The following is a 24392-nucleotide window of genomic DNA, read 5'->3' on the forward strand; positions in this document are numbered from 1 at the left end:
ATTAAGATGGGTGCATATCTGCTCCGCCGACTACTGCTCATCATCCCCACCCTGTGGGCGATTATCACCATTAACTTTTTTATTGTGCAGATCGCGCCCGGCGGTCCGGTCGATCAGGCGATTGCGGCGATTGAGTTCGGCGACCGCGGCGGCTTGCCCGGCGCCGGAGACGGCGGCATGGCCGCCAGTCATGCGCGTACCGGGGTCAGCAACATCAGCGATGGGCACTATCGCGGCGGGCGCGGGCTGGACCCGGAGGTGATTGCAGAGATAACCCACCGCTACGGCTTTGATAAGCCTCTGCACGAGCGCTATTTTAAAATGCTCGGAGATTACCTGCGCTTTGATTTTGGCGATAGCCTGTTTCGTAGCTCATCGGTACTACAGCTGATTAAAGACAGCCTGCCGGTCTCTATCACCCTGGGTTTATGGAGTACGCTCATTATCTATCTGGTGTCGATTCCGCTGGGGATCCGTAAAGCGGTCAGCAACGGCAGCCATTTTGACGTCTGGAGCAGTACGCTGATTATTATCGGCTATGCAATCCCGGCATTCCTGTTCGCCATTTTGCTGATCGTTATCTTTGCTGGCGGCAGCTATTTCGATCTCTTTCCGCTGCGCGGGCTGGTGTCAGCCAACTTCGACAGCCTGCCCTGGTACCAAAAAATCCTCGACTATCTCTGGCATATCACCCTACCAGTGCTGGCAACGGTGATCGGCGGTTTTGCCGCCCTCACTATGCTGACCAAAAACAGCTTTCTTGATGAAATCCGCAAGCAGTACGTGGTTACCGCCCGCGCCAAGGGGGTCAGCGAAAAGCAGATCCTCTGGGGACACGTATTTCGCAACGCCATGCTGCTGGTAATCGCCGGTTTCCCGGCCACCTTTATCAGTATGTTTTTTACCGGCTCGCTGCTGATTGAAGTGATGTTCTCGCTAAACGGACTGGGGCTACTGGGCTATGAGGCCACCGTATCTCGCGATTACCCGGTCATGTTCGGCACGCTGTATATTTTTACCCTGATTGGCCTGCTGCTGAATATCATCAGCGATATCAGCTATACGCTGGTCGATCCGCGTATCGATTTTGAGGGCCGCTAATGTCATTTTTTAGTCCCGTCAACCAGGCCCGCTGGGCGCGTTTTCGCCACAACCGCCGCGGCTACTGGTCGCTATGGATCTTTTTAGCGCTTTTCGCCTGTAGCCTGTGCGCTGAGCTGATTGCTAACGATAAGCCGCTGCTCGTCCAGTACCGGGGCAGCCTCTACGTCCCGCTCCTGAAAAACTACAGCGAGACCACTTTCGGCGGCAGCTTTGCCACCGCCGCCGACTATCAGGACCCGTGGCTGCAAAAGCGGCTGGACGATAACGGCTGGGCCCTGTGGGCGCCGGTTCGGTTCGGCGCGACGACCATAAATTTCGCCACCGACGCGCCCTTCCCTTCGCCGCCGTCAGCCCAGAACTGGCTGGGCACCGATGCCAACGGCGGAGACGTGCTGGCACGAATTCTCTACGGTACGCGCATTTCCATTCTCTTTGGTCTACTGCTGACTTTCTTCTCCAGCGTGCTGGGGGTGTTGGCCGGCGCCGTTCAGGGGTATTACGGCGGAAAAATTGACCTCTGGGGACAGCGGTTTATCGAAGTATGGTCGGGAATGCCGACGCTGTTTCTGATTATCCTGCTCTCAAGCGTTGTGCAGGCCAACTTCTGGTGGCTGCTGGCCATTACCGTGCTGTTCGGCTGGATGACGCTGGTCGGCGTCGTCCGTGCCGAGTTCCTGCGCACCCGTAACTATGATTATATCCGCGCCGCGCAGGCGCTTGGCGTCAGCGATCGCGCGATTATTCTACGCCATATGCTGCCTAACGCCATGGTCGCCACCCTGACCTTTCTGCCGTTCATTCTGTGTAGTTCAATAACCACCCTGACCTCGCTCGATTTTCTCGGCTTTGGCCTGCCGCTGGGCTCCCCTTCGCTGGGTGAGCTGCTGTTGCAGGGTAAAAACAACCTTCAGGCGCCCTGGTTGGGCATCGCCGCCTTTCTATCGGTGGCGGTGCTGCTGACGTTATTGATTTTTATTGGTGAGGCGGTTCGCGATGCCTTTGATCCAAGCAAGGCGGTGTAGCATGACGCAACCTCTGTTAGATATCGATAATCTCTCCATCGCCTTTCGTCAGCAGGGAGAAACCACTTCGGTCGTCAGCGAACTGTCGCTGCAGATTGCCGTCGGCGAGACCCTTGCGCTGGTCGGCGAGTCCGGCTCCGGTAAGAGCGTGACCGCGCTATCGGTGCTGCGGCTGCTCCCGTCGCCACCGGTCAGCTATCCCACCGGCGATATCCGCTTTCACGGTCAGTCGCTACTGCATGCCGATGAACGCACCCTGCGCGGCGTGCGCGGTAACCGCATCGCGATGATCTTCCAGGAACCGATGGTTTCGCTTAATCCGCTGCATACCCTGGAAAAACAGCTGTACGAAGTGCTCTCCTTGCATCGCGGGATGCGTAAAGAAGCGGCCCGCGGAGAAATCCTCGACTGCCTGGAGCGCGTCGGGATCCGCAATGCGCCCCGGCGGCTGGCTGACTATCCGCATCAGCTCTCCGGCGGCGAGCGCCAGCGGGTGATGATCGCCATGGCGCTATTGACCCGCCCGGAGCTGCTTATCGCCGACGAACCCACAACCGCGCTGGACGTCTCGGTGCAGGCGCAAATCCTCACGCTGCTGCGCGAGCTGAAGCAAGAGTTAAATATGGGGCTGCTGTTTATCACCCATAATCTGAGCATCGTTCGTCAACTCGCCGATCGCGTCGCGGTGATGCAGAATGGCCGCTGCGTTGAACAAAACGGCTGCCAGGCGCTGTTCTCCGCCCCCGAACACCCTTATACCCGCCGCCTGCTGGACAGCGAGCCGTCGGGCGATCCCGTCCCGCTCGCGCCCGATGCGCCGGTATTACTGCGGGCGGAAAACTTGAGTATCGCCTTTCCGATACGTAAAGGTCTGCTGCGACGGGTTGTCGATCATAACCGCGTCGTTAATGCCGTCAGCTTTCATTTGCGCGCGGGAGAAACGCTGGGGCTGGTCGGCGAGTCAGGATCGGGCAAAAGCACCACCGGGCTGGCGCTTCTGCGTCTGATTCATTCCGCTGGCGCGATCGCCTTTGACGGTGAGGCGCTTCAGGGACGCAACCGTCGGCAGATGCTGCCGCTACGTCGCCGCATGCAGGTGGTGTTTCAGGACCCTAACTCATCGCTAAACCCGCGGCTCAACGTGCTGCAAATTATTGAAGAGGGACTGCGCGTTCATCAGCCGACGCTTACGCCCGCCGAACGGGAACAGGCGGTGATTCAGGTGATGCAGGAGGTAGGGCTCGATCCGCAATCCCGGCATCGCTACCCTGCCGCCTTCTCCGGCGGCCAGCGTCAGCGCATCGCTATCGCCAGGGCGCTGGTCGTCAAACCACAGCTTATTGTGTTGGATGAGCCAACCTCATCGCTGGATAAAACCGTGCAGGCGCAAATCCTCACTCTGCTGAAGGCGTTGCAGCAAAAGCATCAGCTGGCCTATATTTTTATCAGCCATGATTTACGCGTCGTGCGGGCGCTGTGTCATCAGGTAATGGTGCTGCGGCAGGGAGAAGTCGTCGAGCAGGGTGAGTGCGAGCGCGTATTTACCGCTCCGCAGCAGGAGTATACCCGTCAGCTGCTGGCGTTGAGCTGACGGTCAGAAGGGGTTGTTGCCGGAGAAGGGTTCTGCAATCGCCACGCCGAAATTTTTCAGGCGACAGGTTGCGGCAAATTCGTCCTGACGGTTAACAAACAGGCACGGTTCCCCTTCGCATTCAACGACAGAGCTATCGACCTCGATGTCGCTAAGCGCCTGGCTGAGCTTATGCATGACCGGCCACGCGCTTTCGCCATCGGGGCTGAGTAATTTCAACGCCACGAGGCTATTTTCGCTCTGGGCGCCGTTTTGCGGAATCGGTTCAACTCTTGAACCTGCAAAACCGGCCAGCCAGCGATAGCTCTGCGGCAGACGGTGTACGATAGAGAGTTGCAGTGTATTCACGTGTTTACCCCGGAAGCAAAATACTTCACAATAATTTTACATCAATACTAACACATTATTGACAACTAGTCCTGATCCTGCACAGAAAACGCTTACACCAGTGGCATAGCCGTGTTATTGGTTTGTAATGTAAAAGTTTATAATTGTGCAGGTGGAACATCTTCGGGCTATATGTACCCGTTTCTGTGATCTAAAACAACTTTTTTATCGCAATCATGCGACTTTTAGAGCGATTTGATTTTACATAAAATAAACAAATTACTGAACTGAGAAGCCGGATTCGGTTGACATGCATCAAAAAAAGGGGCGATATCGCCCCTTGAAAGTCGCTTAGCGCGCGGCTTTGCGCCGTCGGCTGGCGTAGAGATAAAAGAGGATGGAGCTGCTGGCGCAGAAAGCGATCGAAATCAGCATTGGCCAGGCGGTGGTAAACGTTGCCATCGATAGCAGCGCGCCGACAATGGCGCCAATGCCGAAACGGAAAGTGCCTGCCAGCGAGGAAGCCGTCCCGGCCATATGCGGAAACTCATCGAGAATCACCGCCATCGCGTTGGAAGAGACCATCGAAACGCAGCCGATGAAAGCCGCTACGCCAAACACCAGCGCCCAAAAACCCACGTCAAACAGCGCGCATACCACCATCCATACCGCCATGGCAAACTGGATCCACAGCCCGGCGCGGAACATATTTAGCGCCCCAACCCGCCGCACAAACCGGCTGTTGATCATAGTCATGACAAACAGGAACACGACGTTCAGCGCAAAATAGTAGCCAAAGTGCTGCGGCGAAACGTGGTTAATATTGATATACACAAACGGGCCGGCGCTCAGAAACGAGAACATCCCGGCGAAGCTAAAGCCGCTTGCCAGCATATAGCTAAGCACCCGCTTATGGCGAAACAGGGTCGCGAAGTTACCTAACGTAGTACGAATGTGAAACTTCTGCCGGCGTTCCGGCGGCAGGGTCTCGCTAATAAAGAACGCGATCATCGCCGAGGCTAAGAGTGCAGCCAGCGCGAGGATCCAGAATATCGCATGCCAGCTAAACCACACCAGCACAGCGCCGCCGACCATCGGCGCCACCAGCGGCGCGACGGTCGTCACCAGCATGACGAACGACATCATCCGCGAAAACTCTTCTTTGGGATAGATATCGCGCATCAGGGCGTTAATCACCACGCTCGCCGCTGCGGCCGCCAGACCGTGGAAAAAGCGCATGGTAATCAACATATCGATAGTCTGCGACAGCGCGCAGGCCACCGCCGCCGCGGCAAAAACCAGCGTACCGCCAAGAATAACCGGCTTACGCCCTAAGCTGTCCGCCATCGGGCCATACAACAGCTGGCCGAGGGCAAAGCCCAGAATATAGGTGCTCAGCGTCATCTGCGCGCTGCCGTCCGGCACGTTAAACTGCGCCGCGATCACCGGCAGCGCCGGAAGATACATATCAATCGACAGCGGCATTAACATCGCCAGCAGGCCTAGAATAAACACAATCCCTAACGAAGAATTCTGCTTTGCCGTCACGTTTTACTCCGCGCATGTTGGCCGCCGACGCTGGCAATTTCAGCTTCTGTCAGCGGACGATATTCACCGGGCGCCAGCGCCGCATCAAGCGCAATGTCGCCAATACGTTCGCGATGCAGGCCCACCACATGGTTACCCACCGCAGCAAACATTCGCTTAACCTGATGATAGCGCCCTTCGCTAATGGTCAGGCGGACCTCGGTCGGGGTCACGACTTCCAGCACCGCCGGTTTGGTCAGCTCTTTCTCATTATGCAGCTGAACGCCTTTGGCAAACTGCTCGGCGGTCGTCTCGTCAACCGGGTTTTCCAGCGTCACCAGATAGGTTTTTTCACAATGATGGCGAGGAGAAGTAATGCGGTGGGACCACTGGCCGTCGTCGGTCATCAGCACCAGCCCGGTCGTGTCGATATCCAGGCGACCCGCGGCATGCAGCTTGTGCGCCACCGGCACGTCGAGGAAATAAAGGACCGTTGGATGATCCGGATCGTCGGTGGAACACACGTAACCCTGCGGCTTGTTGAGCATAAAGTAGCGCGGGCCGGTCTGCTGAACCAGCGTATTGCCGTCATACTCGACGTCATGCTCCGGCAGAAGCTTGAAGGAGGAGTCTTTTACAATGTCGCCGTCCACGGTAACGCGGCTGCCGCGGATTTCACGCCCGGCAATAGCCCGGCTAACGCCAAGTTGCTGAGCGATAAACTTATCAAGTCGCATGAGATTTTTTAGCCTGTAAGAGTGCTGGAGCGGGCAACGCGCCCGAAAAAGAAGAATTTCATAGGTAGTATAACGAGCTATTAACACCACTCAAGGGAAAAGATTCGTGGCATACTATTCGCGAGTTAATTAACCGCTATAAATTCATGACCTTTACACTACGTCCCTACCAAAAAGAAGCGGTCGACGCCACGCTCGCCTGGTTTCGCCGCCACCATGAACCCGCCGCGATTGTCCTGCCGACCGGCGCAGGTAAAAGCCTGGTCATCGCCGAACTGGCGCGCCTGGCGCGCGGTCGGGTACTGGTGCTGGCGCACGTTAAAGAGCTGGTGGCACAGAACCACGCCAAGTATTGCGCGCTCGGTCTGGAGGCGGATATTTTCGCCGCGGGCCTTAAGCGCAAAGAGAGCCACGGTAAAGTGGTCTTTGGCAGCGTGCAGTCGGTCGCCCGCAACCTTGACCAGTTTCAGGGCGAGTTTTCGCTGCTGATCGTCGACGAGTGCCACCGCATCAGCGACGATGATGACAGCCAGTACCAGCAGATCATCAGTCACCTTCAGCAGGTCAATCCGCATCTGCGTCTGCTGGGGCTGACCGCCACGCCTTTTCGCCTCGGCAAGGGATGGATTTACCAATTCCACTACCACGGCATGGTGCGCGGCGATGAAAAAGCGCTGTTTCGCGACTGCATCTACGAGCTGCCGCTGCGCTATATGATTAAGAACGGCTATTTGACGCCGCCGGAGCGGCTGGATATGCCGGTGGTTCAGTATGACTTCAGCCGTCTCCAGGCGCAAAGCAATGGCTTGTTCAGCGAGTCCGACCTGAACCATGAGCTGAAAAAACAGCAGCGCGTCACGCCGCATATCGTTAGCCAAATCGTCGAGTTCGCCCACACGCGCAAAGGAGTGATGATTTTCGCCGCCACCGTTGAACACGCCCGCGAAGTGACCGGGTTACTTCCGCAGGGCGAAGCGGCTTTAATCACCGGTGAAACGCCGGGTCCAGAGCGCGATCGCATCATTGAAGCGTTTAAAGCCCAGCAGTATCGCTATCTGGTCAACGTCGCGGTGCTGACCACCGGATTTGATGCGCCGCATGTCGATCTGATCGCCATCCTGCGCCCGACCGAGTCGGTGAGTCTTTACCAACAGATCGTCGGCCGCGGCCTGCGCCTGGCGCCGGGTAAAACCGACTGCCTGATCCTTGATTACGCCGGGAATCCGCACGATCTCTATGCCCCGGAAGTGGGGACGCCGAAAGGAAAAAGCGACAACGTGCCGGTCCAGGTGTTTTGCCCGGCATGCGGTTTCGCCAATACTTTCTGGGGGAAAACCACCGCCGACGGCACGCTGATTGAACACTTTGGCCGCCGCTGCCAGGGCTGGTTTGAAGATGACGAAGCCCATCGCGAGCAGTGTGATTTTCGCTTTCGCTTCAAAAACTGCCCGCAGTGTAACGCGGAAAACGATATCGCCGCCCGCCGCTGCCGCGAGTGCGATACCATTCTGGTCGACCCCGATGACATGCTGAAAGCCGCGCTGAAGCTAAAAGACGCGCTGGTGCTGCGCTGTAGCGGAATGGATCTGCAGCACGGCGCGGATGATAAAGGCAACTGGCTGAAAATCACCTATTACGACGAAGATGGCGCGGAGGTCAGCGAGCGCTTCCGCCTGCATACCCCCGCCCAGCGCACCGCCTTTGAGCAGCTCTTTATCCGCCCACACACCCGAACGCCGGGCGTGCCGCTGCGCTGGATAACGCCCGCCGATATCCTCGCCCAGCAGGCGCTGCTGCGCCATCCGGACTTTGTCGTGGCGCGCATGAAGGGGCAATACTGGCAGGTGCGGGAGAAAGTATTTGATTATCAGGGCCGATTCCGCCGGGCCAATGAAGTGCGTTAATCCTCCGTACGCCTGAGGTTTTGGTTGCCGCAAAAACGTATGGCGGCTATAATGCCGCCCGCTTTTGCATTCGCAAAGCAGATAATCTGCCTGCTGCTGGGTCGCCTGTAGCAGGATTTATATATAGAGAGACATCAATGTTTACTATCAATGCAGAATTACGTAAAGAGCAGGGTAAGGGTGCGAGCCGCCGCCTGCGTGCAGCTAACAAATTCCCGGCCATCATCTATGGCGGCGAAGCTGCGCCAGTAGCAATCGAACTGGATCACGACAAAGTGTGGAACATGCAGAACAACGCTGAGTTCTACAACGAAGTTCTGACCCTCGTTGTTGATGGCAAAGAAGAGAAAGTTAAAGCTCAGGCTGTTCAGCGTCACCCGTTCAAGCCGAAGCTGACTCACATCGACTTCGTTCGCGCTTAATCGCCGACTGAAAGTTGTATGGCAAACGCCCCGCTCCGCAAGGTTCGGGGCGTTTTGTTTATCGGGCTAACAACGTTGCCGCATTCAGTGCCAGATGCTGCAGCAGCATAATCGTTTTCGCATCGACGATTTCCCCTTCACCAATAGCTTGTAGCGCTTTTTCCAGCGGCCACTCCAGCACCTCGATATCTTCCCCTTCCGTCGCCAGACCGCCACCGTCGCCGCGCCGATCGTCGGCAGAGTATTCGGCGATGAAAAAGTAAAGCTTCTCCGTCACCGAACCGGGGCTCATGTAAGCGGTGAATACCGGCTCAATCCGCGTGACGCGAAAACCGGTCTCCTCTTCGGCTTCGGCAACGATGCGCGCCTCCGGAGAAGCGTTATCCAGCAGTCCGGCTGCGGCTTCGATCAAAAAGCCATCATGACCGTTAATCCACACCGGAAAGCGAAACTGGCGAACCAGCACTACCGTTTGCTTTTCACGATTGTAGAGCAGGATCACCGCGCCGTTGCCGCGGTCGTAAGCTTCCCGACTCAGCTCCTGCCAGCGCCCGTCCCGGCGTAATAATTCGAAGGTATATTTCTTGAGTGTGTACCAGTTGTCCGATAATAGCGTTTCGCGAATATGGCGAACGCGCGGTGCATCATCGTGCATGTTTTTCCCCTTTTAGGTGACAGAGAGCAACATAACATGCATAATCGTGCACAAACAAGATCACTCATGAAGGTATTTTGATGCTTGCCAGCCAGAGAAAACAGCAGATTTTGCAGATCCTCGCCGAGGAAAAACAGGTAATGTCAGGGGATCTCAGCCAGCGCTTTAGCGTCTCAGAAGACTCCATTCGCCGGGATCTGCGGGAGCTGGCCGCGGAAGGCAAACTGCAGCGCGTCCACGGCGGCGCGCTGCCAGTTTCCGAAGCCATCGCGCCCATTGAAACAAGAAAGAGCGTGCAAATCGCCTCAAAGCAGACCATTGCCCAGCGCGCGGTAGAGCTCATTCAACCCGGCCAGGTAGTGATTATCGACGGCGGCACCACCACCGGAGAGATGGTACGTCTGCTACCGGCTACCCTCGCGTGTACAGTTGTCACCCATAGCCCGGGGATCGCCGTCGCGCTGGTGGATAAACCGTTGATCGAGGTGATTTTGATTGGCGGCCGGTTGTTTAAACATTCGGTGGTCAGCGTCGGGTCCGCCGCCCTGGAAAGTATCTCCCGCATCAATGCCGATCTGTTTTTTATGGGCGTCACCGGCGTTCACCCGCGGGCGGGATTCACCACCGGCGATTATGAAGAAGCGGGAATCAAGCGTGCGCTGGCGACGCGGGCTGCCGAAACGGTGGTGATGGCGTCACAAGAGAAGCTGAACTCCGCGTCGGCCTTTGCTATCGGCGAGCTGGGTCTGGTCAGTACGCTGATCGTGGATACGACATTAGATGAGGCGCTGCGCCAGCAGTTAGCCATCGATGGCGTAGAGATCGTCTGCGCCGGATAGCTCAGGCCTAAGGCTAAAAAAATCCCGACTCGGCGTCGGGATTTCGCGTTTTAATTTCCGCCGGAGGTGCGGCGCTGCAGCTGATCGCGCAGGTTAGGCGGCGTGCCTTTAATGGTTAGGGTATCCGTGGCCGGATCCCAGAACACCCGCTCGCCCAGCAGCATCGCGTCAAAGTTGATGGTTAACCCGCCGCCGCTGCCGGCAAACTTGGTTAATTGACGCAAAGTGCTGCGATCCGCCGGGAAACTCTCTTCCAGCTCGTAGCCCTGTTCCGCGGTAAATTCCTGAAACGTCTTCTCGCTGACGCCCGCCAGCTCTTTTGATAGCGACTCCAGCTCGATTTCCTCACCGGCCTGCAGCTGTTCGTTGCAGTAGCTGTATACCTGCTGGCGCACGTTTTGACGCTCAGATTTATCCAGCTGCGCATCGGCGGCGAAATCATCCAGCGCCTGCAGCAGGCCGCGGTTCTGCGCTTTCGCGTTCAGCCCTTCGCTAGCGCCGAGGAAGTCCATAAAGAAATCCGCCACCTTGCGCCCTACCCGGCCTTTCAGGAAGGTCAGGTAGCGCGTTGACTCCGGGTTGGTTTCCCACTCGGTTAAATCAATACGGGCGACGATATCCGCGTGATTGATATCCAGATAATGGGTGGAGCTGATATCCAGCTCTTCATTAACGCGCATGCTGCTTAAGTTGTTCAGCACCGCCACCATCAGATATTCCACCGCCAGATAGCGATACTGGCAAAACAGCACGATTCCGCCTTCAGCAAAGGGATATTTTGCCAGTTCGTCGCGCAGGCGACCGGTAGCGGCGCGGCTAAACGGCAGGAACGCTTCTTCGCCCTTACGCTGCCCGCGCAGCGCCTGCGCCAGCTCGCTCTCTTCATTAAACAGGCCGTAGGCTTTATTTTTCGCGCTGTAGACACGATGCAGTTCGGCCATCATCTCCACCACCGTCGCCGTCGGCTCCAGCAGTGACTCGCGCAGCACCAGCTCCAGATTTTGTTCATCACGTTTGATTAACTGATGCAGGGCAATCTGGTCGATATCCAGACTCATGTTAAACTCTCCTTTTAGACCGGGCGGTATTCAACCACCGGCGGGGCGACGACGCAACCGCCGCGTGACTCTTTGCGAGCGAAGCCGCGCGCTTTTGCGTCGCGGCGAAAAAATGCGGAAAAAAAGCTGCTGCTACGGTAATATGTTGCCCTTTCACGAACAAACAGATTTTGAGTTTATGCCGCAATTATCCCGCTATAGCGATGAACACGTCGAACAGCTGCTCAGCGAGCTGACGAGCGTTCTGGAAACACATAAAGCGCCCGTTGACCTGTCACTGATGGTACTGGGCAATATGGTGACTAACCTGATCAATAGTAGCGTCGCGCCGGCGCAGCGTCAGGTCATCGCCCGTTCTTTTGCCCAGGCGCTGCAGTCATCTATCAACGACGATCCGGCGCACTAAGGATAACGAACAACAGTATATGGTGACTCTTCGTCAGCCCTACCGAGAAAAAGTCTCCCAGATGGTCAGTTGGGGGCACTGGTTCGCCCTTTTCAACATGTTGTTGGCTATGGTGCTCGGCAGTCGCTATCTGTTTGTCGCCGACTGGCCAACGACGCTTGCCGGACGCCTCTTTTCGTACGTCAGTCTCGTTGGTCACTTCAGCTTCCTGGTCTTTACCAGCTACGTGCTGATTCTTTTCCCGCTGACTTTTATCGTCGTCTCTCAGCGCTTAATGCGCTTTATCTCGGTTGTTCTGGCGACCGTGGGCATGACGCTGCTGCTGATCGATAGCGAAGTTTTCACCCGTTTTCACCTGCATCTTAATCCCTTTGTCTGGGAACTGGTGATTAACCCTGACCAGAACGAGATGGCGCGCGACTGGCAGCTGATGTTTATCAGCGTGCCGATCATTTTCCTGCTGGAGATGCTGTTTGCGACCTGGAGCTGGCAGAAGCTGCGCAGCCTGACGCGTCGCCGCCACTATGCGCGTCCCGTTGCCTGGTTCTTCTTTATTTCTTTTATCAGTAGCCACCTGGTCTATATCTGGGCGGACGCCAATTTCTATCGCCCGATAACCATGCAGCGGGCCAACCTGCCGCTTTCCTATCCGATGACGGCGCGCCGTTTCCTCGAAAAACACGGTCTGCTCGACGCGCAGGACTACCAGCGCCGCCTGGTGGAACAAGGCGCGCCGGAAGCCGTCTCGGTGCAATACCCGCTGAGCGATCTGCGTTATCGCGATCTCGGTACCGGCTATAATGTGCTGCTGATTACCGTTGATAATCTTAATTATTCACGCTTTGAGAAAAACATGCCGGCGCTGGCCGGGTTCGCGAAAGAGAACGTTAACTTTACCCAGCATATGAGCTCCGGCAACACCGCTGACAGCGGCATGTTTGGCCTGTTCTACGGTATTTCGCCGAGCTATATGGACGGCGTCCTCTCAGCGCGTATTCCCGCAGCGCTGATTACTTCGCTGAACCAACAGGGCTACCAGCTGGGCCTGTTCTCGTCCGACGGTTTTAGCAGCCCGCTCTACCGCCAGGCGCTGCTGTCCGATTTTTCACTGCCAGCCGCGAAAGCGCAAAGCGATGAGCAGACGGCTAACCAGTGGATTAACTGGCTGGACCGCTACGCCCAGGATGAAAACCGCTGGTTCTCATGGGTTTCGCTCAACGGCACCACCCTTGACGACGGTCAGCAGCAAAACTTTGTCCGTCGCTACAGCAGCGCTGCCGGTGCGGTCGATACGCAAATTGGTCGCGTGCTGAACGCGCTGCGCGAAGCGGGCAAGCTCGACAACACGGTGGTGATCGTGACGGCGGGCCGCGGAATGCCGCTGAACCCGCAGCATGAGCAGTTTGGCTGGTCGCGTGAGCAGCTGCAGGTTCCCTTAGTGATCCATTGGCCAGGTACGCCGGCTCAGGAAATCGCGACACTGACGGATAACAAAGACGTGATGACGACGCTGATGCAGCGTTTGCTCCACGTTTCGACCCCGGCAAACGAGTATTCGCAAGGCGAAGACCTGTTTAGCGCCGCCCGTCGCCGTGCCTGGGTCACCGCAGCGAATAGCGATACGCTGGCCATTACCACGCCGAAGGTCACCGTCGTGCTTAATCACAACGGTACTTACCGAACATGGAACAGCGACGGCGAGAAAATTAACGATCAAAAACCGCAGCTCAGCCTGTTGCTGCAGGTGCTGACCGATGAAAAACGCTTTATCGCTAACTGATTGATTATTTATAAATCAATCAGTCATTTCCCGGCTTGCATTCGCTTGGGGAACGGGTAATATTGTTCCCCACGAATCGGCACGTAGCGCAGCCTGGTAGCGCACCGTCATGGGGTGTCGGGGGTCGGAGGTTCAAATCCTCTCGTGCCGACCAAATTATTCACCGATTAAATCGGTAACCCCTTAAGAACCCGCACTCTTACAAAGACTGCGGGTTTTTTAATGTCATATATCCTCCCTGTTCTCAGCAAACTGCACCAGCCACTTTGATTGTAAATCATGGAAAAGCTTCTATTATTTGATGGTACACGTCATTTTTATGAAGGATTCACATGAGAGTTAATGGACTTACGAAGGGATTTTTCATCCTGATCGTGCTGATCGTCACCCTTGCTTTTTTCGACGTTCTCTCCCCCTATTATTCAGCTATTTTATGGGCAGCAATTCTGGCGGTAATCTTCCACCCGGTGAAGAACAAACTGCGCGATCGGATTGGCGAGCGCAACGGCCTGGCGGCGTTTCTGACGATAGTGATTATCTGTCTGATCGTGTTTACCCCTCTGGCGATCATACTCTCGTCGCTGGCCTTCGAGCTAAACGTGGTTTACACCAAACTGCAGCATAACGATACCCAGTTCCCGACTGTGGTAGCCAGCCTCTTTGCGCACCTGCCAGAATGGGCAAGGAGCTTCCTCTCAGAGCATAACCTTGATAGCGCGGAACAAATTCAGCGCCAGCTTTCGGACGTTGCGCTTAAAGGAGGCCAGTACCTGGCCGGTAGCGCATTCTTGATTGGTAAAGGCACGTTCGGTTTTACCATCAGCTTTGGCATCATGCTTTACCTGCTGTTTTTCCTGCTAAAAGATGGTCCGTACCTGGTCAGGCTGATCCTTGAATCCCTGCCGCTATCAAATCACGTGAAGCAGCATCTTTTCGCCAAATTTGCCGCCGTCTCCAGAGCAACCGTCAAAGGTACCGTGGCGGTCGCCCTCGCGCAGGGCGCGCTTGGCGGACTGGCGTTCTGGATCGTGGGTCTTGATGGCAGCATCCTGTGGGGCGCGCTGATGGCGTTTCTGTCGCTCATTCCGGCGGTGGGCTCGGCGATCATCTGGGTTCCTGCGGCGGTCTATCTCTTCGCGACCGGTCAGCTATGGCAGGGGGCGTTTATCGTTGGCTTTTTTGTGATCATCGTCGGCCTGGTCGATAACATTCTCCGCCCTTTACTGGTTGGCAAAGATACCAAAATGCCGGACTACCTGATCCTGATCACCACCATCGGCGGCATGGAAATCTACGGCATCAACGGCTTTGTTATCGGCCCGCTGATCGCCGCCCTGTTTATCGCTTGCTGGAACCTGCTGTCCGGACGCGATCACGCCGGAAATATCGACGAGCTTGATGAGGATTTCTTAGAAGAGGGTAAAAATCACGAGGAATAGCGCGTTCCTTTTGGACCGCCGCAGCGCAGGCATACAGGGGGAGCATATCCCCCCGATCGGCGCTTTTATTTGGCGTAGCCTTTAAACACGCCGTCCTGAGTGACGGCAATTTTACCGTTGGCGTAAACGATAAAGTTGTAAAGCCCCTGCTGGTAAACGGTCGCGTCTTTATTTTTCTCAATCACCGCCGCCGCTTTACCATCAATACTTAAGCCGGTACTGGTGCCTTTAATCTCCATGCCGTTAAAATGCCGGGTTTTCACCTTCGCGCTCTGACTATGCTGAACGGCAGCAGCGGCGTTTTCTAAGGCCTGCTTCTCATAAGCTGCATTCATCGAGGCCTGACGATTTTGCTCCGCTAAGTAGCAGGTATCGCGGGAAATCCCCTTGGCCTCGCAGTTCGCCAAACGCTGTGACTCGGAAGTACACCCTGCCAATAGCGAAAAAACCGCCAGCGACGCAACCAGTAAAACCTTTTTCACTTTCATCTACCATCACTCATATCAATTATTTAAATGAACAATTCCCTTTCAATTAATTTCCCTTATAAAACATTCTAAATGACGAAAGATAAATATAACGAATGAAATAATTTCATATGTAAATTAATTCTTTTGTTGATCATAATCATTTTAAAATTCACATTACCAATAATTGGCTGCAAGGGGAAACCGCGGACTGCCGTAGGGGATGAACAACTGCCTCCACCACACCAGCAGAACTTATAACTAGAAACTATGAAAACTTTGGTAAACACCACTACCCATAACGCTAACCAATGCTAACATTGTGCTGTTTATGATTGATAAAAAAGGATTACTCTCGTGAAAAAAATCACTACGTTTGCCGCCTCCCTGCTGGCCATCGCCTGCGTTTCCGCGAGCGCCGTTGCTGCTGAGCAGCCGCTGGAAAAAATCGCTCCGTATCCTAAGGCGGAACAAGGGATGAAGCGTCAGGTGATTCAGCTGCCGCAGCAGCAGGATGAGTCCGCATTAAAAGTAGAGCTGTTAATTGGCCAGACGCTGGAAGTCGACTGCAATCGCCACCGCCTTGGCGGCCAGCTGGAAAGCAGAACCCTGGAAGGCTGGGGCTACGACTACTACGTGTTTGATAAAGTGACGTCACCCGTCTCAACCATGATGGCCTGCCCGGACGGTAAAAAAGAGAAACAGTTTGTGATGGCTGGCCTGGGCGATGCGGGAATGCTGCGTTACAACAGCAGGTTACCTATTGTGGTTTACACCCCGGCTAATATCGACGTGAAATATCGTATCTGGCGAGCGGACGAAACCATCGGCACTGCCGTTGAGCGTTAATGGTTAAGTCAGATTCCGGCGGCCTGAGCCGCCGGAAAGCATTTACAGCGCGATATCCGCGATAGGTTTGCCTTCAGGCAGCGGTTTCAGCGTCGCCTGCGGCACATCGTCAGCAGCGGTAAGCGGCTCATAGTGCAATTCCAGCACTTCGCTGGTCCACGCCAACGCCCTTTCAATTTCCGCCGCGTTGCCATCCAGACGCGTACCGTAGCTCGGTATGATCGCTTTCAGTTTCGCCTGCCAGTCCGCGGAGTTAATCTTCTCTTTGAACACTTTCTCCATCAGTTGCAGCATGATTGGCGCCGCAGTGGAAGCCCCCGGCGAGGCGCCCAGCAGCGCGGCAACGGTACCTTCATCATCGCTGACGACTTCGGTACCCAGACGCAGAACGCCGCCCTTCTTCTCATCACGCTTGATAATCTGCACGCGCTGGCCGGCCTGCCATAAGCGCCAGTCTTCTTTGCGCGCTTCCGGGTAATACTCGCACAGCGCCGCGTGACGATCTTTGTCCTTTTGCAGCACCTGACTAATCAGGTATTTGACCAGATCGAAGTTATCCAGCCCGACGTTGAGCATCGGCATGATGTTCGACGTGTTGGTGGAAGCCAGCAGATCCCAAAGCGAACCATTTTTCAGGAAGCGGGTTGAGAAGGTCGCGAACGGCCCAAACAGCACCACGCGTTTGCCGTCGATAATACGAGTGTCGATGTGCGGAACCGACATCGGCGGCGCGCCCACTTCCGCTTGGCCATAGACTTTAGCCAGATGATGGTTAACCACTTCCGGGTTCTCACAGACCAGGAACTGTCCACCGACCGGGAAGCCCGCGTACTCCTTCGCCTGCGGAATACCGGTTTCCTGCAGTAGGGTCAGCGCGGCGCCGCCGGCGCCGATAAAGATAAATTTAGCCCTGATAACCCGTTTCTGGTGGCGATTGTTCGCATCCGCCAGCGTGACGCTCCAGCTATTGTCGGCGTTGCGCTTAAAGCGACGTACCACGGTACCCAGCTGAAGCGAGAAATTGTCATGGGTTTGCAGCCCGGCGATCAGCTGACGGGTGATTTCACCGTAGTTCACGTCGGTGCCGACTTCCGAGCGGGTTGCGGCCACCTTCTGCTGCGGATCGCGTCCTTCCATCACCAGCGGAGCCCACTCTTTAATTTGTTGATGATCTTCGGAGTAGCGGATACCGCGGAACAGCTCGCTTTGTTGTAACGCCGCATAGCGGGCGCGCAGGAAGTTAACGTTGTCTTCGCCCCAGACGAAGCTCATGTGCGGCACGCTGTTAATAAAGGATTTAGGCTTTTTCAGAATGCCCCGGGTCACCTGGTGGGCCCAAAACTGACGAGAAATCTGGAAAGATTCGTTGATATCGACCGCTTTATCGATATTGATACCGTTAGCGGTTTGCGGCGTATAGTTCAATTCCATCAGCGCCGCGTGGCCGGTGCCCGCGTTGTTCCATCCGTTCGAGCTCTCTTCCGCGACGCTGGACATCTGCTCGACCATGGTAATAGACCAGTCCGGCTCCAGTTCCTGCAGCCAGGTTCCCAACGTGGCGCTCATGATGCCGCCGCCAATCAACAATACATCCGTCTCTTGCTCATGGCGGGTGTTGGTCCGAGTGTTATTGGAACCAACCGCCTGTGAGCTGGGTACGGCCATCTTTTTCTTCATCGGATTTGAGCCTTACTTTACTCGCTTTTTTATTTAGCGCAGGTGAAACGATTCTCGGCTTCAAAGGTAACACTGAAGAAAAAAAATTTAAATATTGTTTAAATTTTAAGTTGAGTTTTGAGATCTGTTATAAAAATGTTTAATAAATGTGTATCGCAAATCACATTTTGTACTGGTGTCAGCGACGCTTACGCGCTATTATCCTCGGTTTTGTGACCGACCGCACGTAAGCAGCGATCGATCCTGCCGCCAAATTTTTAAAATCTGCGAACTTTTTTTATGCCTCCAGTTTCTGATCCCGCTACCTCCGCTGACGCTGGCGCATTAGGCCAGATACTGCGTTCGCCCGCGCTGCTGACGCGTGAAACGTTGGCTGGCGTGCTCACCGCACTGGCGCTCATCCCTGAGGTCATCTCCTTCTCGGTTATCGCTGGCGTTGACCCGAAAGTTAGCCTGATTGCCTCCGTGGTGCTGTGTATGGCGATGTCGCTCCTGGGCGGACGGCCAGCCATGGTCACCGCGGCCGCCGGATCGGTGGCGCTGGTTATTGGTCCAATGGTGCATCAATACGGCGTCGGCTACATTCTGCCAGCGGTCGTGATGGCAGGCGTTATTCAAATTTTGTTTGGCATTTGCGGCATGGCGCGGCTGATGCGCTTTATCCCGCAGCCGGTGATGACCGGTTTTGTTAACGCGCTGGGTATTCTCATCTTTTTTGCTCAGGTACCGCATTTCTGGAGCAAGCAGCCGCTGATTATCGGCCTGTTCGTGTTAACGCTGCTGATTGTGCTGTGGGCGCCGCGCTTTATTAAGGCAGTCCCTTCTCCGCTGATTGCTATCGTTCTGTTGACCCTGTTTACCGTTTTCAGCGGCCAGCTGCTGCCGACCGTCGGCGACGAAGGCTCCATGAACGGCGGACTGCCGGGATTAACCAGCCTGATGGTGCCTCTGGACTTAACCACGCTGAGCATTATCTGGCCCTGCGCGCTGAGCATCGCTTTTGTCGGCCTGATGGAGTCACTTCTGACGGCGAAGCTGGTCGATGATTTGACCCATACCCCTTCCAGTAAGGCGCGCGAGAGCGCCGGTCTGGGCATCGCCAATATCCTCGCCGGGTTTTATGGCGGCATCGCCGGATGCGCAATGATCGGCCAGACCATCGTTAACGTTGAAATGGGTAAAGCGCGCAGCCGCGTCTCGACCATTGTCGCAGGCCTGGTGCTCCTCCTGCTGGTGACCGCGCTCAGCGAAGTGATGGCGAAAATCCCGATGGCCGTTCTCGCCGGCGTGATGGTGATTGTGGCGGTAAAAACCTTTAGCTGGCACAGCGTTCGTCCGGCGGAGCTGGCGCGCAACCCGTGGCCGGAAACGCTGGTGATGCTGGTAACCGTCGGCGCGACCGTCGGCACCAGCAATCTGGCAATTGGCGTCCTGGCAGGCCTGGTTTCGATGGTGCTGATCCCCCGTCGCCTGCGTAATCAAGCGCGGTCTACATCAGAAAAATCGTCGCCAGCCCAAGAAAAATAAAGAATCCGCCGGTGTCGGTAATCGCGGTAATCATCACGCTGGAGCCGACCGCCGGATCGCGACCTAGCTTAACCATCACCATCGGGATAATCACGCCCATCATCGCCGCCATTAGCAGGTTGAGCATCATCGCCAGAGTCATCACGGCGCCAAGCTGCGGATCGTCATACAGCCACCAGGTAATGGCCCCCATGATCCCGCCCCAGACGATCCCATTGATCAGCGCAACACCCATCTCACGCAGGATCAGAAACGAAAAGCTTCCCGGCTGAATATGCTGTAACGCCATTGCCCGTACGATCATGGTGATCGTCTGATTGCCGGTGTTGCCGCCGATCCCGGCGACAATCGGCATCAGTGAGGCCAGCGCCACCAGCTGGGAGATGGTGTGTTCGAAACCGTCGATAACGCGGGAGGCGATAAATGCGGTGCATAGATTCACCGCCAGCCAGGCCCAGCGGGTCTTCACCGCCTTACTGACCGGGGCAAAAACGTCGTCGTCGTTGCTCAGGCCGCCCATCCGGCGTAAATCGTTGTCCGTCTCTTCATAGACCACATCAACGATCTCATCGATAGTTAAACGCCCCATCAGCTTGCCGTCGGCATCAATCACCGCGGCGCTGAGTAAGTCATCACGTTCAAAAGTACGCGCCACTTTTTCCGCATCCTCGTGCGGCTGGAAGGTGACGGGATCGCCTTCCATCACTTCCCCTACCCGCTTCTGCGCATCGTTAAGCAGAATGGTTTGCAGCTCGAGTTCGCCGAGCAGCAGCTTATTGCGGGTGGTCACAAACAGTTTGTCGGTGTTCTCCGGCATTTTCCCTAATCGCCGCAGATAGCGCTGTACCGCCGCAAGGGTGGCTTCCGGACGAACGGTAATGACCTCAAACTCCATGATCGCGCCGACGGTATTGTCGGCGTAGCGCATCATCTGGCGAATACGCGCGCGCTTATCCGCGGGCAGCGTTGCCAGCAAACGTCCGGTCAGATCGCGCGGCAGGTGCTGCAGCAGGTAGACCTGTTCATCAATATCGAGATTTTGCAGCGCGAACAGCAGGTCGTGATCGCTCATTTCCTCAATGAGGTCGCCCCAGACGCTTTCCGATGCCTCCAGCAGCACTTCACCGCGCTTATCGTCAGCGACCAGCCGCCAGAGCGCGTTGCGCGCATCATAAGGCAGAGCCTCAAGCGCATCGGCAAGGTCCGGGGGCGGCAGGTGGGAAACCAGCATCTCCACTTCCGCCAGATCGTCGGCAAGCGTACTGTCATCGTAACGTTCAGCGAGGGTTAATTTACCCAGCAGCGAAGATGTGACGGCTTTATCGGTGCTCAGCAGCCAAATGAGGCGGGCGCGCTCTTCGTCACGCAATCTGGCGCTTTTTTTATGCAAAACGGACATCGGTCAGGCAATCCTTGTAAAAATATCTGTCAGACCAGCAGGCCGGAAGCCTTAAGCATAGCGCGAGGAGGCGGAAATAATAACCGCTATGAATTCAGTCGACGGAAAAAACAGCAGCCTGCGGGAAGCCCGGAGGTCGGCTGGCGCCTCCGGGACGGAATAAAGCGATCAGGCGGTACGGGCGACCGCGTCGCGCGTCGCCAGCTCGCGCTCATTTCCGGTCAGCTCAGACAACTGGCCGCCGCGCATTTCCAGCAGCCTGTCGGCGTGCTGAAAGTAGTGATCGTCATGGCTAATAGCAAAGAGGGTTTTACCCATCTCCTTCATCAGCGGCAGCAGCACCTGGTAGAATTCACGGCGGAAATGGGGGTCCTGATCCGCCGCCCATTCATCAAGCATAATGATATCTCTGTCTTCCGCTAACGCCAGCAGCAGCGCCACGCGCTTTTTCTGCCCTTTTGACAGCTTCAGGTCGAGGATTTTGCCATCGTCGAGCCGTAGCTTATGGTTCATCTGCAGATAACCCAGCCACTTCTCCACCAGCGCCGGGTCAGCCGCCTTTCCTTCCGGCCCCAGCAGTCTGTCAAACAGCCAGACGTCGGTAAACACCGCCGAGAACAGCTTGCGATAATCTTCCGGCTTATCCGCCGCCATCGGCTGCCCGTCGACCAGGATCTGCCCGGAAAGGGGCTGATACAAACCGGTCAACAACATAGCCAACGTCGATTTCCCGCTACCGTTGCCGCCAATCAGAAAGACCAGTTCGCCGCGCTTGAGGGTCATATTAATCGGCCCAACCGCAAAGCTGTTGTCAGCATAATGGAAGGTGATGTCGCGCAGCTCGAGCGTCTGCCAGTGGGGATGCGCCTGCGGCTGCGGAAATTCAGCGCGGTACGGCGCGAGCGAAAACTTATTCAGCTTGTTGAATGCCACCTGCGCGCTGAGCAGAGTGGGCAGCGCGCCTACCGCCGAGAGCAGCGGCGTGCGCAGGAATAATAGGGTCAACGAGTAGGTCGCCGCCACCGCCGTATCGGCCCAGCCCAGGCTGTTGGCCATCCAGAAGACCAGGCCAATCGCGCCCAGCATCATAATATTCGACCAGTTAACCGCGCTCAGATGGAAGGTATCGGCGCGAACAATATGGTGCCGGTATTCTCGCGCATCCGGCAGATAGAGCTGATTAAACACATATTCGGCGCGCTCGCGGTTGAGAGTGAGTTCTTTGCGACCTTCGAGCACCGTCTGGTAGTCGTGATATAGCTTATCTTCGCTTTCGCGCAGCGACGCCATATGCTTATAAACCCGCGATACCAGCATAAATCCGCCCCAGATGGTCAACGCCAGCCACAGGGCGGTAACCAGCATCATTTTTCCCGACAGCCAGGCCAGATAGGCGGCGGAACCGAAGGTGAGAATAATCCCCTGCACCAGCTCCGGCAGGCGCACGAAGGCAATGGTGATATTACGGATATCGCTGGTTAACCCGGCCAGCAGAGACGCGCTGCCGATTTTCTCGATCTTCTCGATTTGCGTATCCAGAATGCGCTTAATAAATTCGCCGCGCAGGCGGTAGACGAAATGGTGGCCAAGCGTGGTCAGCGCCAGCTGCGAGCCGAGGGTGACCGCCATCAATAGCAGTAGCAGCCCGAGGAACTCCGGCAGGACCGTCAGGGAGGTATCGACAAGGGTTATCAGGCGCAGGTTAATGAAGGCGATAAGCCCAATACCCAGCGCCGCGCTCAGCAGGCTCAAGGCAATGACGGAGATAAACGGCCAGCGATATTGACGCCAGACAAGAAGAAGAAGTTCCATAACGCATAATCCGGGCAAGCAAAAACAGCCAGCAGTTTAAACTGCTCGACGATGACAGCAAGAATAATTCTTATTTTTATTCTTTATTACCCGCCAGGCGGAAAGTGAGATTGTAACGACAGGCGCCGGTCTCCGGGTGGATGCCCTCTTTGAGCGGCTGAATACCGTGGTAAAACAGCCGCGATTCGCCGCCCCAGACCACCACATCGCCGTGCTCCAGCAGCACACGCTGTAGCGGATCGTTACGCCGCAGCCCGCCGAACTGAAATATTGCCGGCAGCCCCAGCGAGACGGAGACAATCGGCGCTCGCAGGTTATGCTCGTCTTTATCCTGATGCAGCGACAGCTTCGCGCCGGGCTGGTAGCGGTTGATAAGACAAGCATCCGGGGTAAAGCGCGCATAGCCAGCCGCCGCCGCGGCCTCTGCGGCCAGCTCGCGGAAAGGCGGCGGCATCTGCGGCCAGCGCTTGCCGGTCAGCGGATCGTCCGCAGCATAAAGATAGCCATACTGGTTCGTCGTCCAGCCCAGCTCGCCGCAGTTGGTCATCGCCACCGACATCGTATAACCGCCGGGGGTGACCATCTGGCGAAAAGGCGAACGATCGGCAATCCCGGCGATTGCCTGCAACAGCGCCGGGGCGCGCTCTCGGGCGTAGCGGCGCAAAATTATCGCCCCCGGAGCCAGCGGCTCCTTGCCAGGGCGGCGTATCGGCAAAAAGATCGAACATTATTTCTCCTCGGATGACGCTTCTCGCGCCAGCAACAGCGCCTTGCGCGCCGTTCCCCAACGATAGCCGGATAGCGCCCCATCTTGGCGAACGACCCGATGGCAGGGAATAACCAGCGCCAGCTTATTAGCGGCGCAGGCGCTTGCCACCGCTCTCACCGCGCGGGGGCGGCCGATACTTTGCGCGACTTGGCGATAGCTGCGGGTCTCTCCCGCCGGGATCTGACGCAGCGCCTGCCAGACCTGAAGCTGAAAAGCCGTGCCGCGCAAATCCAACGGCAGGGAAAACGGCTGCCGGTGGTCATCAAGATGGGAAAATACCTGCGCCACCCGCTGACGAAAAGCATCATCGCCCGGATGCAGCCGCGCATTGGGAAACAGGCTGGCTAATTCAGCGTAGAGCAAAGCATCGCTCTCTCCCGGCAGCACGGCGCACACGCCCCGCTTACTCTCAGCCACCAGACAGCGTCCCAGCGGACCATCGCCGCATACCCAGGTAATATCGAGATCCTCGCCGCCGCGGCGAAACTGGCGGGCGGTCATCCCCAGCGCGGCATCTGCCTGCTGATAGTAGCTGCTATTGTCCGGGAAGCCGGCCGACAGCGCCGCATCGGTAATTTTCTCCCCCTGCCCCAGCGCTTCGCGTAAACGGCGAGCGCGCCAGGCCTGTTGCCAGGCTTTAGGGGTCATTCCGGTGACGGATTTAAAGAGGCGGTGAAAATGAAAGGGGCTGAGCGCGGCCTGACGCGCCAGCGCCTCCAGCGTCACCGGCATTTCCTGCTCCAGCAGACGGCACGCGGCGGCCACTTTCTCTACCTTCTGCTGCTGCGGGTCGGTTTTTTCCGGCTGGCAGCGTTTGCAGGGGCGAAAGCCTTCCGCCTGCGCGGTTGCAACGTCAGGGTAAAAGCGAACATTTTCCCGCAGCGCGCGACGCGAACGACAGGACGGACGGCAGCAAACGCCGGTGGTCAGCACGGCAAAAACAAACTGACCATCGGCGCGGGCATCACGTTCGCATACCGCCTGCCAGCGGCGCTCATCGGTATCAATCATTATCGGTTTCATCACGGACTCCTGCTGTAAGTGTATCTGCAGTGTGGCCCGAAGTCCGTTAACAAAAACC

General features: G+C 56.4%; 21 protein-coding genes, 1 tRNA gene and 1 pseudogene. 12 read left to right on the forward strand and 11 right to left on the reverse strand.

The genetic code is table 11. The features are described 5' to 3' along the window. Positions 1 to 6: 6 nt before the first annotated feature. The 3 genes from IYV58_RS18970 to yejF are packed head-to-tail and all read left to right on the forward strand — an operon-like array spanning position 7 to position 3717. Positions 7 to 1101: a microcin C ABC transporter permease YejB gene (locus IYV58_RS18970; RefSeq protein WP_004122930.1), complete on the forward strand. Its 1095-nt coding sequence runs from the start codon at positions 7 to 9 to the stop codon at positions 1099 to 1101. Further along, the gene (locus tag IYV58_RS18975) at positions 1101 to 2126 is read left to right on the forward strand and encodes an ABC transporter permease (RefSeq protein WP_195729194.1); all 1026 of its coding nucleotides are present in this window, start codon (positions 1101 to 1103) and stop codon (positions 2124 to 2126) included. The genes IYV58_RS18970 and IYV58_RS18975 overlap by 1 nt, the downstream gene beginning before the upstream one ends. Position 2127: 1 nt before the next feature. Then, positions 2128 to 3717 (forward strand): microcin C ABC transporter ATP-binding protein YejF, encoded by a 1590-nt coding sequence (gene yejF / locus IYV58_RS18980; RefSeq protein ID WP_032741910.1) that lies wholly within the window; start codon positions 2128 to 2130, stop codon positions 3715 to 3717. 3 nt (positions 3718 to 3720) lie between these two features. Here yejF and IYV58_RS18985 read toward each other — a convergent pair whose 3' ends face one another. The 3 genes from IYV58_RS18985 to rsuA form a co-directional block, all read right to left on the reverse strand. After that, positions 3721 to 4065, reverse strand: coding sequence for a YejG family protein (locus IYV58_RS18985; RefSeq protein WP_004122937.1), 345 nt, complete (start codon positions 4063 to 4065; stop codon positions 3721 to 3723). Positions 4066 to 4395: 330 nt separating this feature from the next. Next, complete coding sequence (locus tag IYV58_RS18990) at positions 4396 to 5592, reverse strand: Bcr/CflA family multidrug efflux MFS transporter (RefSeq protein ID WP_004122939.1); 1197 nt, start codon at positions 5590 to 5592, stop codon at positions 4396 to 4398. Then, positions 5589 to 6308: a 16S rRNA pseudouridine(516) synthase RsuA gene (gene rsuA / locus IYV58_RS18995; protein ID WP_087829141.1), complete on the reverse strand. Its 720-nt coding sequence runs from the start codon at positions 6306 to 6308 to the stop codon at positions 5589 to 5591. The genes IYV58_RS18990 and rsuA overlap by 4 nt, the downstream gene beginning before the upstream one ends. A 146-nt stretch (positions 6309 to 6454) precedes the next feature. On the opposite strand from rsuA, the gene IYV58_RS19000 reads away from it, so the two are divergent. Both IYV58_RS19000 and rplY read left to right on the forward strand, forming a co-directional pair. Beyond that, positions 6455 to 8212 carry a DEAD/DEAH box helicase gene (locus IYV58_RS19000; RefSeq protein WP_195729195.1) on the forward strand — a complete coding sequence of 586 codons (1758 nt, stop codon included), beginning with the start codon at positions 6455 to 6457 and terminating at the stop codon, positions 8210 to 8212. 137 nt (positions 8213 to 8349) lie between these two features. After that, complete coding sequence (gene rplY, locus IYV58_RS19005; RefSeq protein ID WP_004122948.1) at positions 8350 to 8634, forward strand: 50S ribosomal protein L25; 285 nt, start codon at positions 8350 to 8352, stop codon at positions 8632 to 8634. 58 nt (positions 8635 to 8692) lie between these two features. Here rplY and IYV58_RS19010 read toward each other — a convergent pair whose 3' ends face one another. After that, positions 8693 to 9289 carry an NUDIX domain-containing protein gene (locus tag IYV58_RS19010; RefSeq protein ID WP_004122950.1) on the reverse strand — a complete coding sequence of 199 codons (597 nt, stop codon included), beginning with the start codon at positions 9287 to 9289 and terminating at the stop codon, positions 8693 to 8695. Between the two features lie 80 nt (positions 9290 to 9369). Between IYV58_RS19010 and IYV58_RS19015 the strand changes: the two genes are divergently transcribed. Beyond that, positions 9370 to 10128 (forward strand): DeoR/GlpR family DNA-binding transcription regulator, encoded by a 759-nt coding sequence (locus IYV58_RS19015; protein WP_004122952.1) that lies wholly within the window; start codon positions 9370 to 9372, stop codon positions 10126 to 10128. A 50-nt stretch (positions 10129 to 10178) separates the two neighbouring features. On the opposite strand, the gene yejK is transcribed toward IYV58_RS19015, so the two are convergent. Next, positions 10179 to 11186 carry a nucleoid-associated protein YejK gene (yejK, locus tag IYV58_RS19020; RefSeq protein ID WP_004122954.1) on the reverse strand — a complete coding sequence of 336 codons (1008 nt, stop codon included), beginning with the start codon at positions 11184 to 11186 and terminating at the stop codon, positions 10179 to 10181. Between the two features lie 178 nt (positions 11187 to 11364). Here yejK and IYV58_RS19025 point away from each other — a divergent pair, with 178 nt between their 5' ends. The 4 genes from IYV58_RS19025 (at position 11365) to IYV58_RS19040 (ending at position 14811) form a co-directional block, all read left to right on the forward strand. After that, entirely contained in the window at positions 11365 to 11592 is a 228-nt protein-coding gene (locus IYV58_RS19025) for a YejL family protein (protein WP_195729196.1), read from the forward strand. Positions 11593 to 11611: 19 nt separating this feature from the next. Continuing rightward, complete coding sequence (gene yejM, locus IYV58_RS19030; RefSeq protein WP_004122956.1) at positions 11612 to 13372, forward strand: LPS biosynthesis-modulating metalloenzyme YejM; 1761 nt, start codon at positions 11612 to 11614, stop codon at positions 13370 to 13372. A gap of 77 nt (positions 13373 to 13449) precedes the next feature. Beyond that, a tRNA-Pro gene (locus IYV58_RS19035) sits at positions 13450 to 13526 on the forward strand. 178 nt (positions 13527 to 13704) lie between these two features. Beyond that, a complete protein-coding gene (locus IYV58_RS19040) occupies positions 13705 to 14811 on the forward strand; it encodes an AI-2E family transporter (RefSeq protein WP_004123009.1) in 1107 nt (368 codons plus the stop codon). Positions 14812 to 14876: 65 nt separating this feature from the next. Here the strand turns inward: IYV58_RS19040 and IYV58_RS19045 are convergent, their stop codons facing one another. Then, on the reverse strand, positions 14877 to 15299 hold the full coding sequence (locus tag IYV58_RS19045) for a hypothetical protein (RefSeq protein WP_004123010.1): 423 nt from the start codon (positions 15297 to 15299) through the stop codon (positions 14877 to 14879). A 336-nt stretch (positions 15300 to 15635) separates the two neighbouring features. Here IYV58_RS19045 and eco point away from each other — a divergent pair, with 336 nt between their 5' ends. Then, positions 15636 to 16127: a serine protease inhibitor ecotin gene (gene eco / locus IYV58_RS19050; protein ID WP_004123012.1), complete on the forward strand. Its 492-nt coding sequence runs from the start codon at positions 15636 to 15638 to the stop codon at positions 16125 to 16127. A 42-nt stretch (positions 16128 to 16169) separates the two neighbouring features. On the opposite strand, the gene mqo is transcribed toward eco, so the two are convergent. Further along, positions 16170 to 17804 carry a malate dehydrogenase (quinone) gene (mqo, locus tag IYV58_RS19055; protein WP_004123013.1) on the reverse strand — a complete coding sequence of 545 codons (1635 nt, stop codon included), beginning with the start codon at positions 17802 to 17804 and terminating at the stop codon, positions 16170 to 16172. 279 nt (positions 17805 to 18083) lie between these two features. On the opposite strand from mqo, the gene IYV58_RS19060 reads away from it, so the two are divergent. Then, a complete protein-coding gene (locus tag IYV58_RS19060) occupies positions 18084 to 19331 on the forward strand; it encodes a SulP family inorganic anion transporter (RefSeq protein ID WP_112165608.1) in 1248 nt (415 codons plus the stop codon). Here the strand turns inward: IYV58_RS19060 and mgtE are convergent. The 4 genes and pseudogenes from mgtE to ada all read right to left on the reverse strand — a co-directional run bounded on the left by mgtE (position 19294) and on the right by ada (position 24334). After that, positions 19294 to 20730 carry a magnesium transporter gene (gene mgtE / locus IYV58_RS19065; protein ID WP_004123017.1) on the reverse strand — a complete coding sequence of 479 codons (1437 nt, stop codon included), beginning with the start codon at positions 20728 to 20730 and terminating at the stop codon, positions 19294 to 19296. The two genes, IYV58_RS19060 and mgtE, sit on opposite strands and share 38 nt — an antisense overlap. Positions 20731 to 20898: 168 nt before the next feature. Continuing rightward, entirely contained in the window at positions 20899 to 22542 is a 1644-nt protein-coding gene (locus tag IYV58_RS19070; protein ID WP_142469352.1) for a multidrug ABC transporter permease/ATP-binding protein, read from the reverse strand. Positions 22543 to 22618: 76 nt separating this feature from the next. Continuing rightward, positions 22619 to 23270, reverse strand: a pseudogene (gene alkB / locus IYV58_RS19075) (DNA oxidative demethylase AlkB). After that, positions 23270 to 24334 (reverse strand): bifunctional DNA-binding transcriptional regulator/O6-methylguanine-DNA methyltransferase Ada, encoded by a 1065-nt coding sequence (gene ada / locus IYV58_RS19080; protein WP_004123023.1) that lies wholly within the window; start codon positions 24332 to 24334, stop codon positions 23270 to 23272. Before ada ends, alkB begins: the two are co-directional and overlap by 1 nt. Between the last annotated feature and the right edge of the window lie 58 nt (positions 24335 to 24392).

This window comes from Klebsiella sp. BDA134-6, assembly GCF_015601345.1.
In the GTDB taxonomy this organism is placed as follows: domain Bacteria; phylum Pseudomonadota; class Gammaproteobacteria; order Enterobacterales; family Enterobacteriaceae; genus Klebsiella; species Klebsiella grimontii.

Bases quoted from the DNA above. Each gene is read 5' to 3' on its own strand.
- IYV58_RS18970 (WP_004122930.1), top strand. From the start codon at position 7: ATGGGTGCATATCTGCTCCGCCGACTACTGCTCATCATCCCCACCCTG.
- IYV58_RS18975 (WP_195729194.1), top strand. From the start codon at position 1,101: ATGTCATTTTTTAGTCCCGTCAACCAGGCCCGCTGGGCGCGTTTTCGC.
- yejF (WP_032741910.1), top strand. From the start codon at position 2,128: ATGACGCAACCTCTGTTAGATATCGATAATCTCTCCATCGCCTTTCGT.
- rsuA (WP_087829141.1), bottom strand. From the start codon at position 6,308: ATGCGACTTGATAAGTTTATCGCTCAGCAACTTGGCGTTAGCCGGGCT.
- IYV58_RS19000 (WP_195729195.1), top strand. From the start codon at position 6,455: ATGACCTTTACACTACGTCCCTACCAAAAAGAAGCGGTCGACGCCACG.
- rplY (WP_004122948.1), top strand. From the start codon at position 8,350: ATGTTTACTATCAATGCAGAATTACGTAAAGAGCAGGGTAAGGGTGCG.
- IYV58_RS19010 (WP_004122950.1), bottom strand. From the start codon at position 9,289: ATGCACGATGATGCACCGCGCGTTCGCCATATTCGCGAAACGCTATTA.
- IYV58_RS19015 (WP_004122952.1), top strand. From the start codon at position 9,370: ATGCTTGCCAGCCAGAGAAAACAGCAGATTTTGCAGATCCTCGCCGAG.
- yejK (WP_004122954.1), bottom strand. From the start codon at position 11,186: ATGAGTCTGGATATCGACCAGATTGCCCTGCATCAGTTAATCAAACGT.
- IYV58_RS19025 (WP_195729196.1), top strand. From the start codon at position 11,365: ATGCCGCAATTATCCCGCTATAGCGATGAACACGTCGAACAGCTGCTC.
- yejM (WP_004122956.1), top strand. From the start codon at position 11,612: ATGGTGACTCTTCGTCAGCCCTACCGAGAAAAAGTCTCCCAGATGGTC.
- IYV58_RS19040 (WP_004123009.1), top strand. From the start codon at position 13,705: ATGAGAGTTAATGGACTTACGAAGGGATTTTTCATCCTGATCGTGCTG.
- IYV58_RS19045 (WP_004123010.1), bottom strand. From the start codon at position 15,299: ATGAAAGTGAAAAAGGTTTTACTGGTTGCGTCGCTGGCGGTTTTTTCG.
- mqo (WP_004123013.1), bottom strand. From the start codon at position 17,804: ATGAAGAAAAAGATGGCCGTACCCAGCTCACAGGCGGTTGGTTCCAAT.
- IYV58_RS19060 (WP_112165608.1), top strand. From the start codon at position 18,084: ATGCCTCCAGTTTCTGATCCCGCTACCTCCGCTGACGCTGGCGCATTA.
- mgtE (WP_004123017.1), bottom strand. From the start codon at position 20,730: ATGTCCGTTTTGCATAAAAAAAGCGCCAGATTGCGTGACGAAGAGCGC.
- IYV58_RS19070 (WP_142469352.1), bottom strand. From the start codon at position 22,542: ATGGAACTTCTTCTTCTTGTCTGGCGTCAATATCGCTGGCCGTTTATC.
- ada (WP_004123023.1), bottom strand. From the start codon at position 24,334: ATGAAACCGATAATGATTGATACCGATGAGCGCCGCTGGCAGGCGGTA.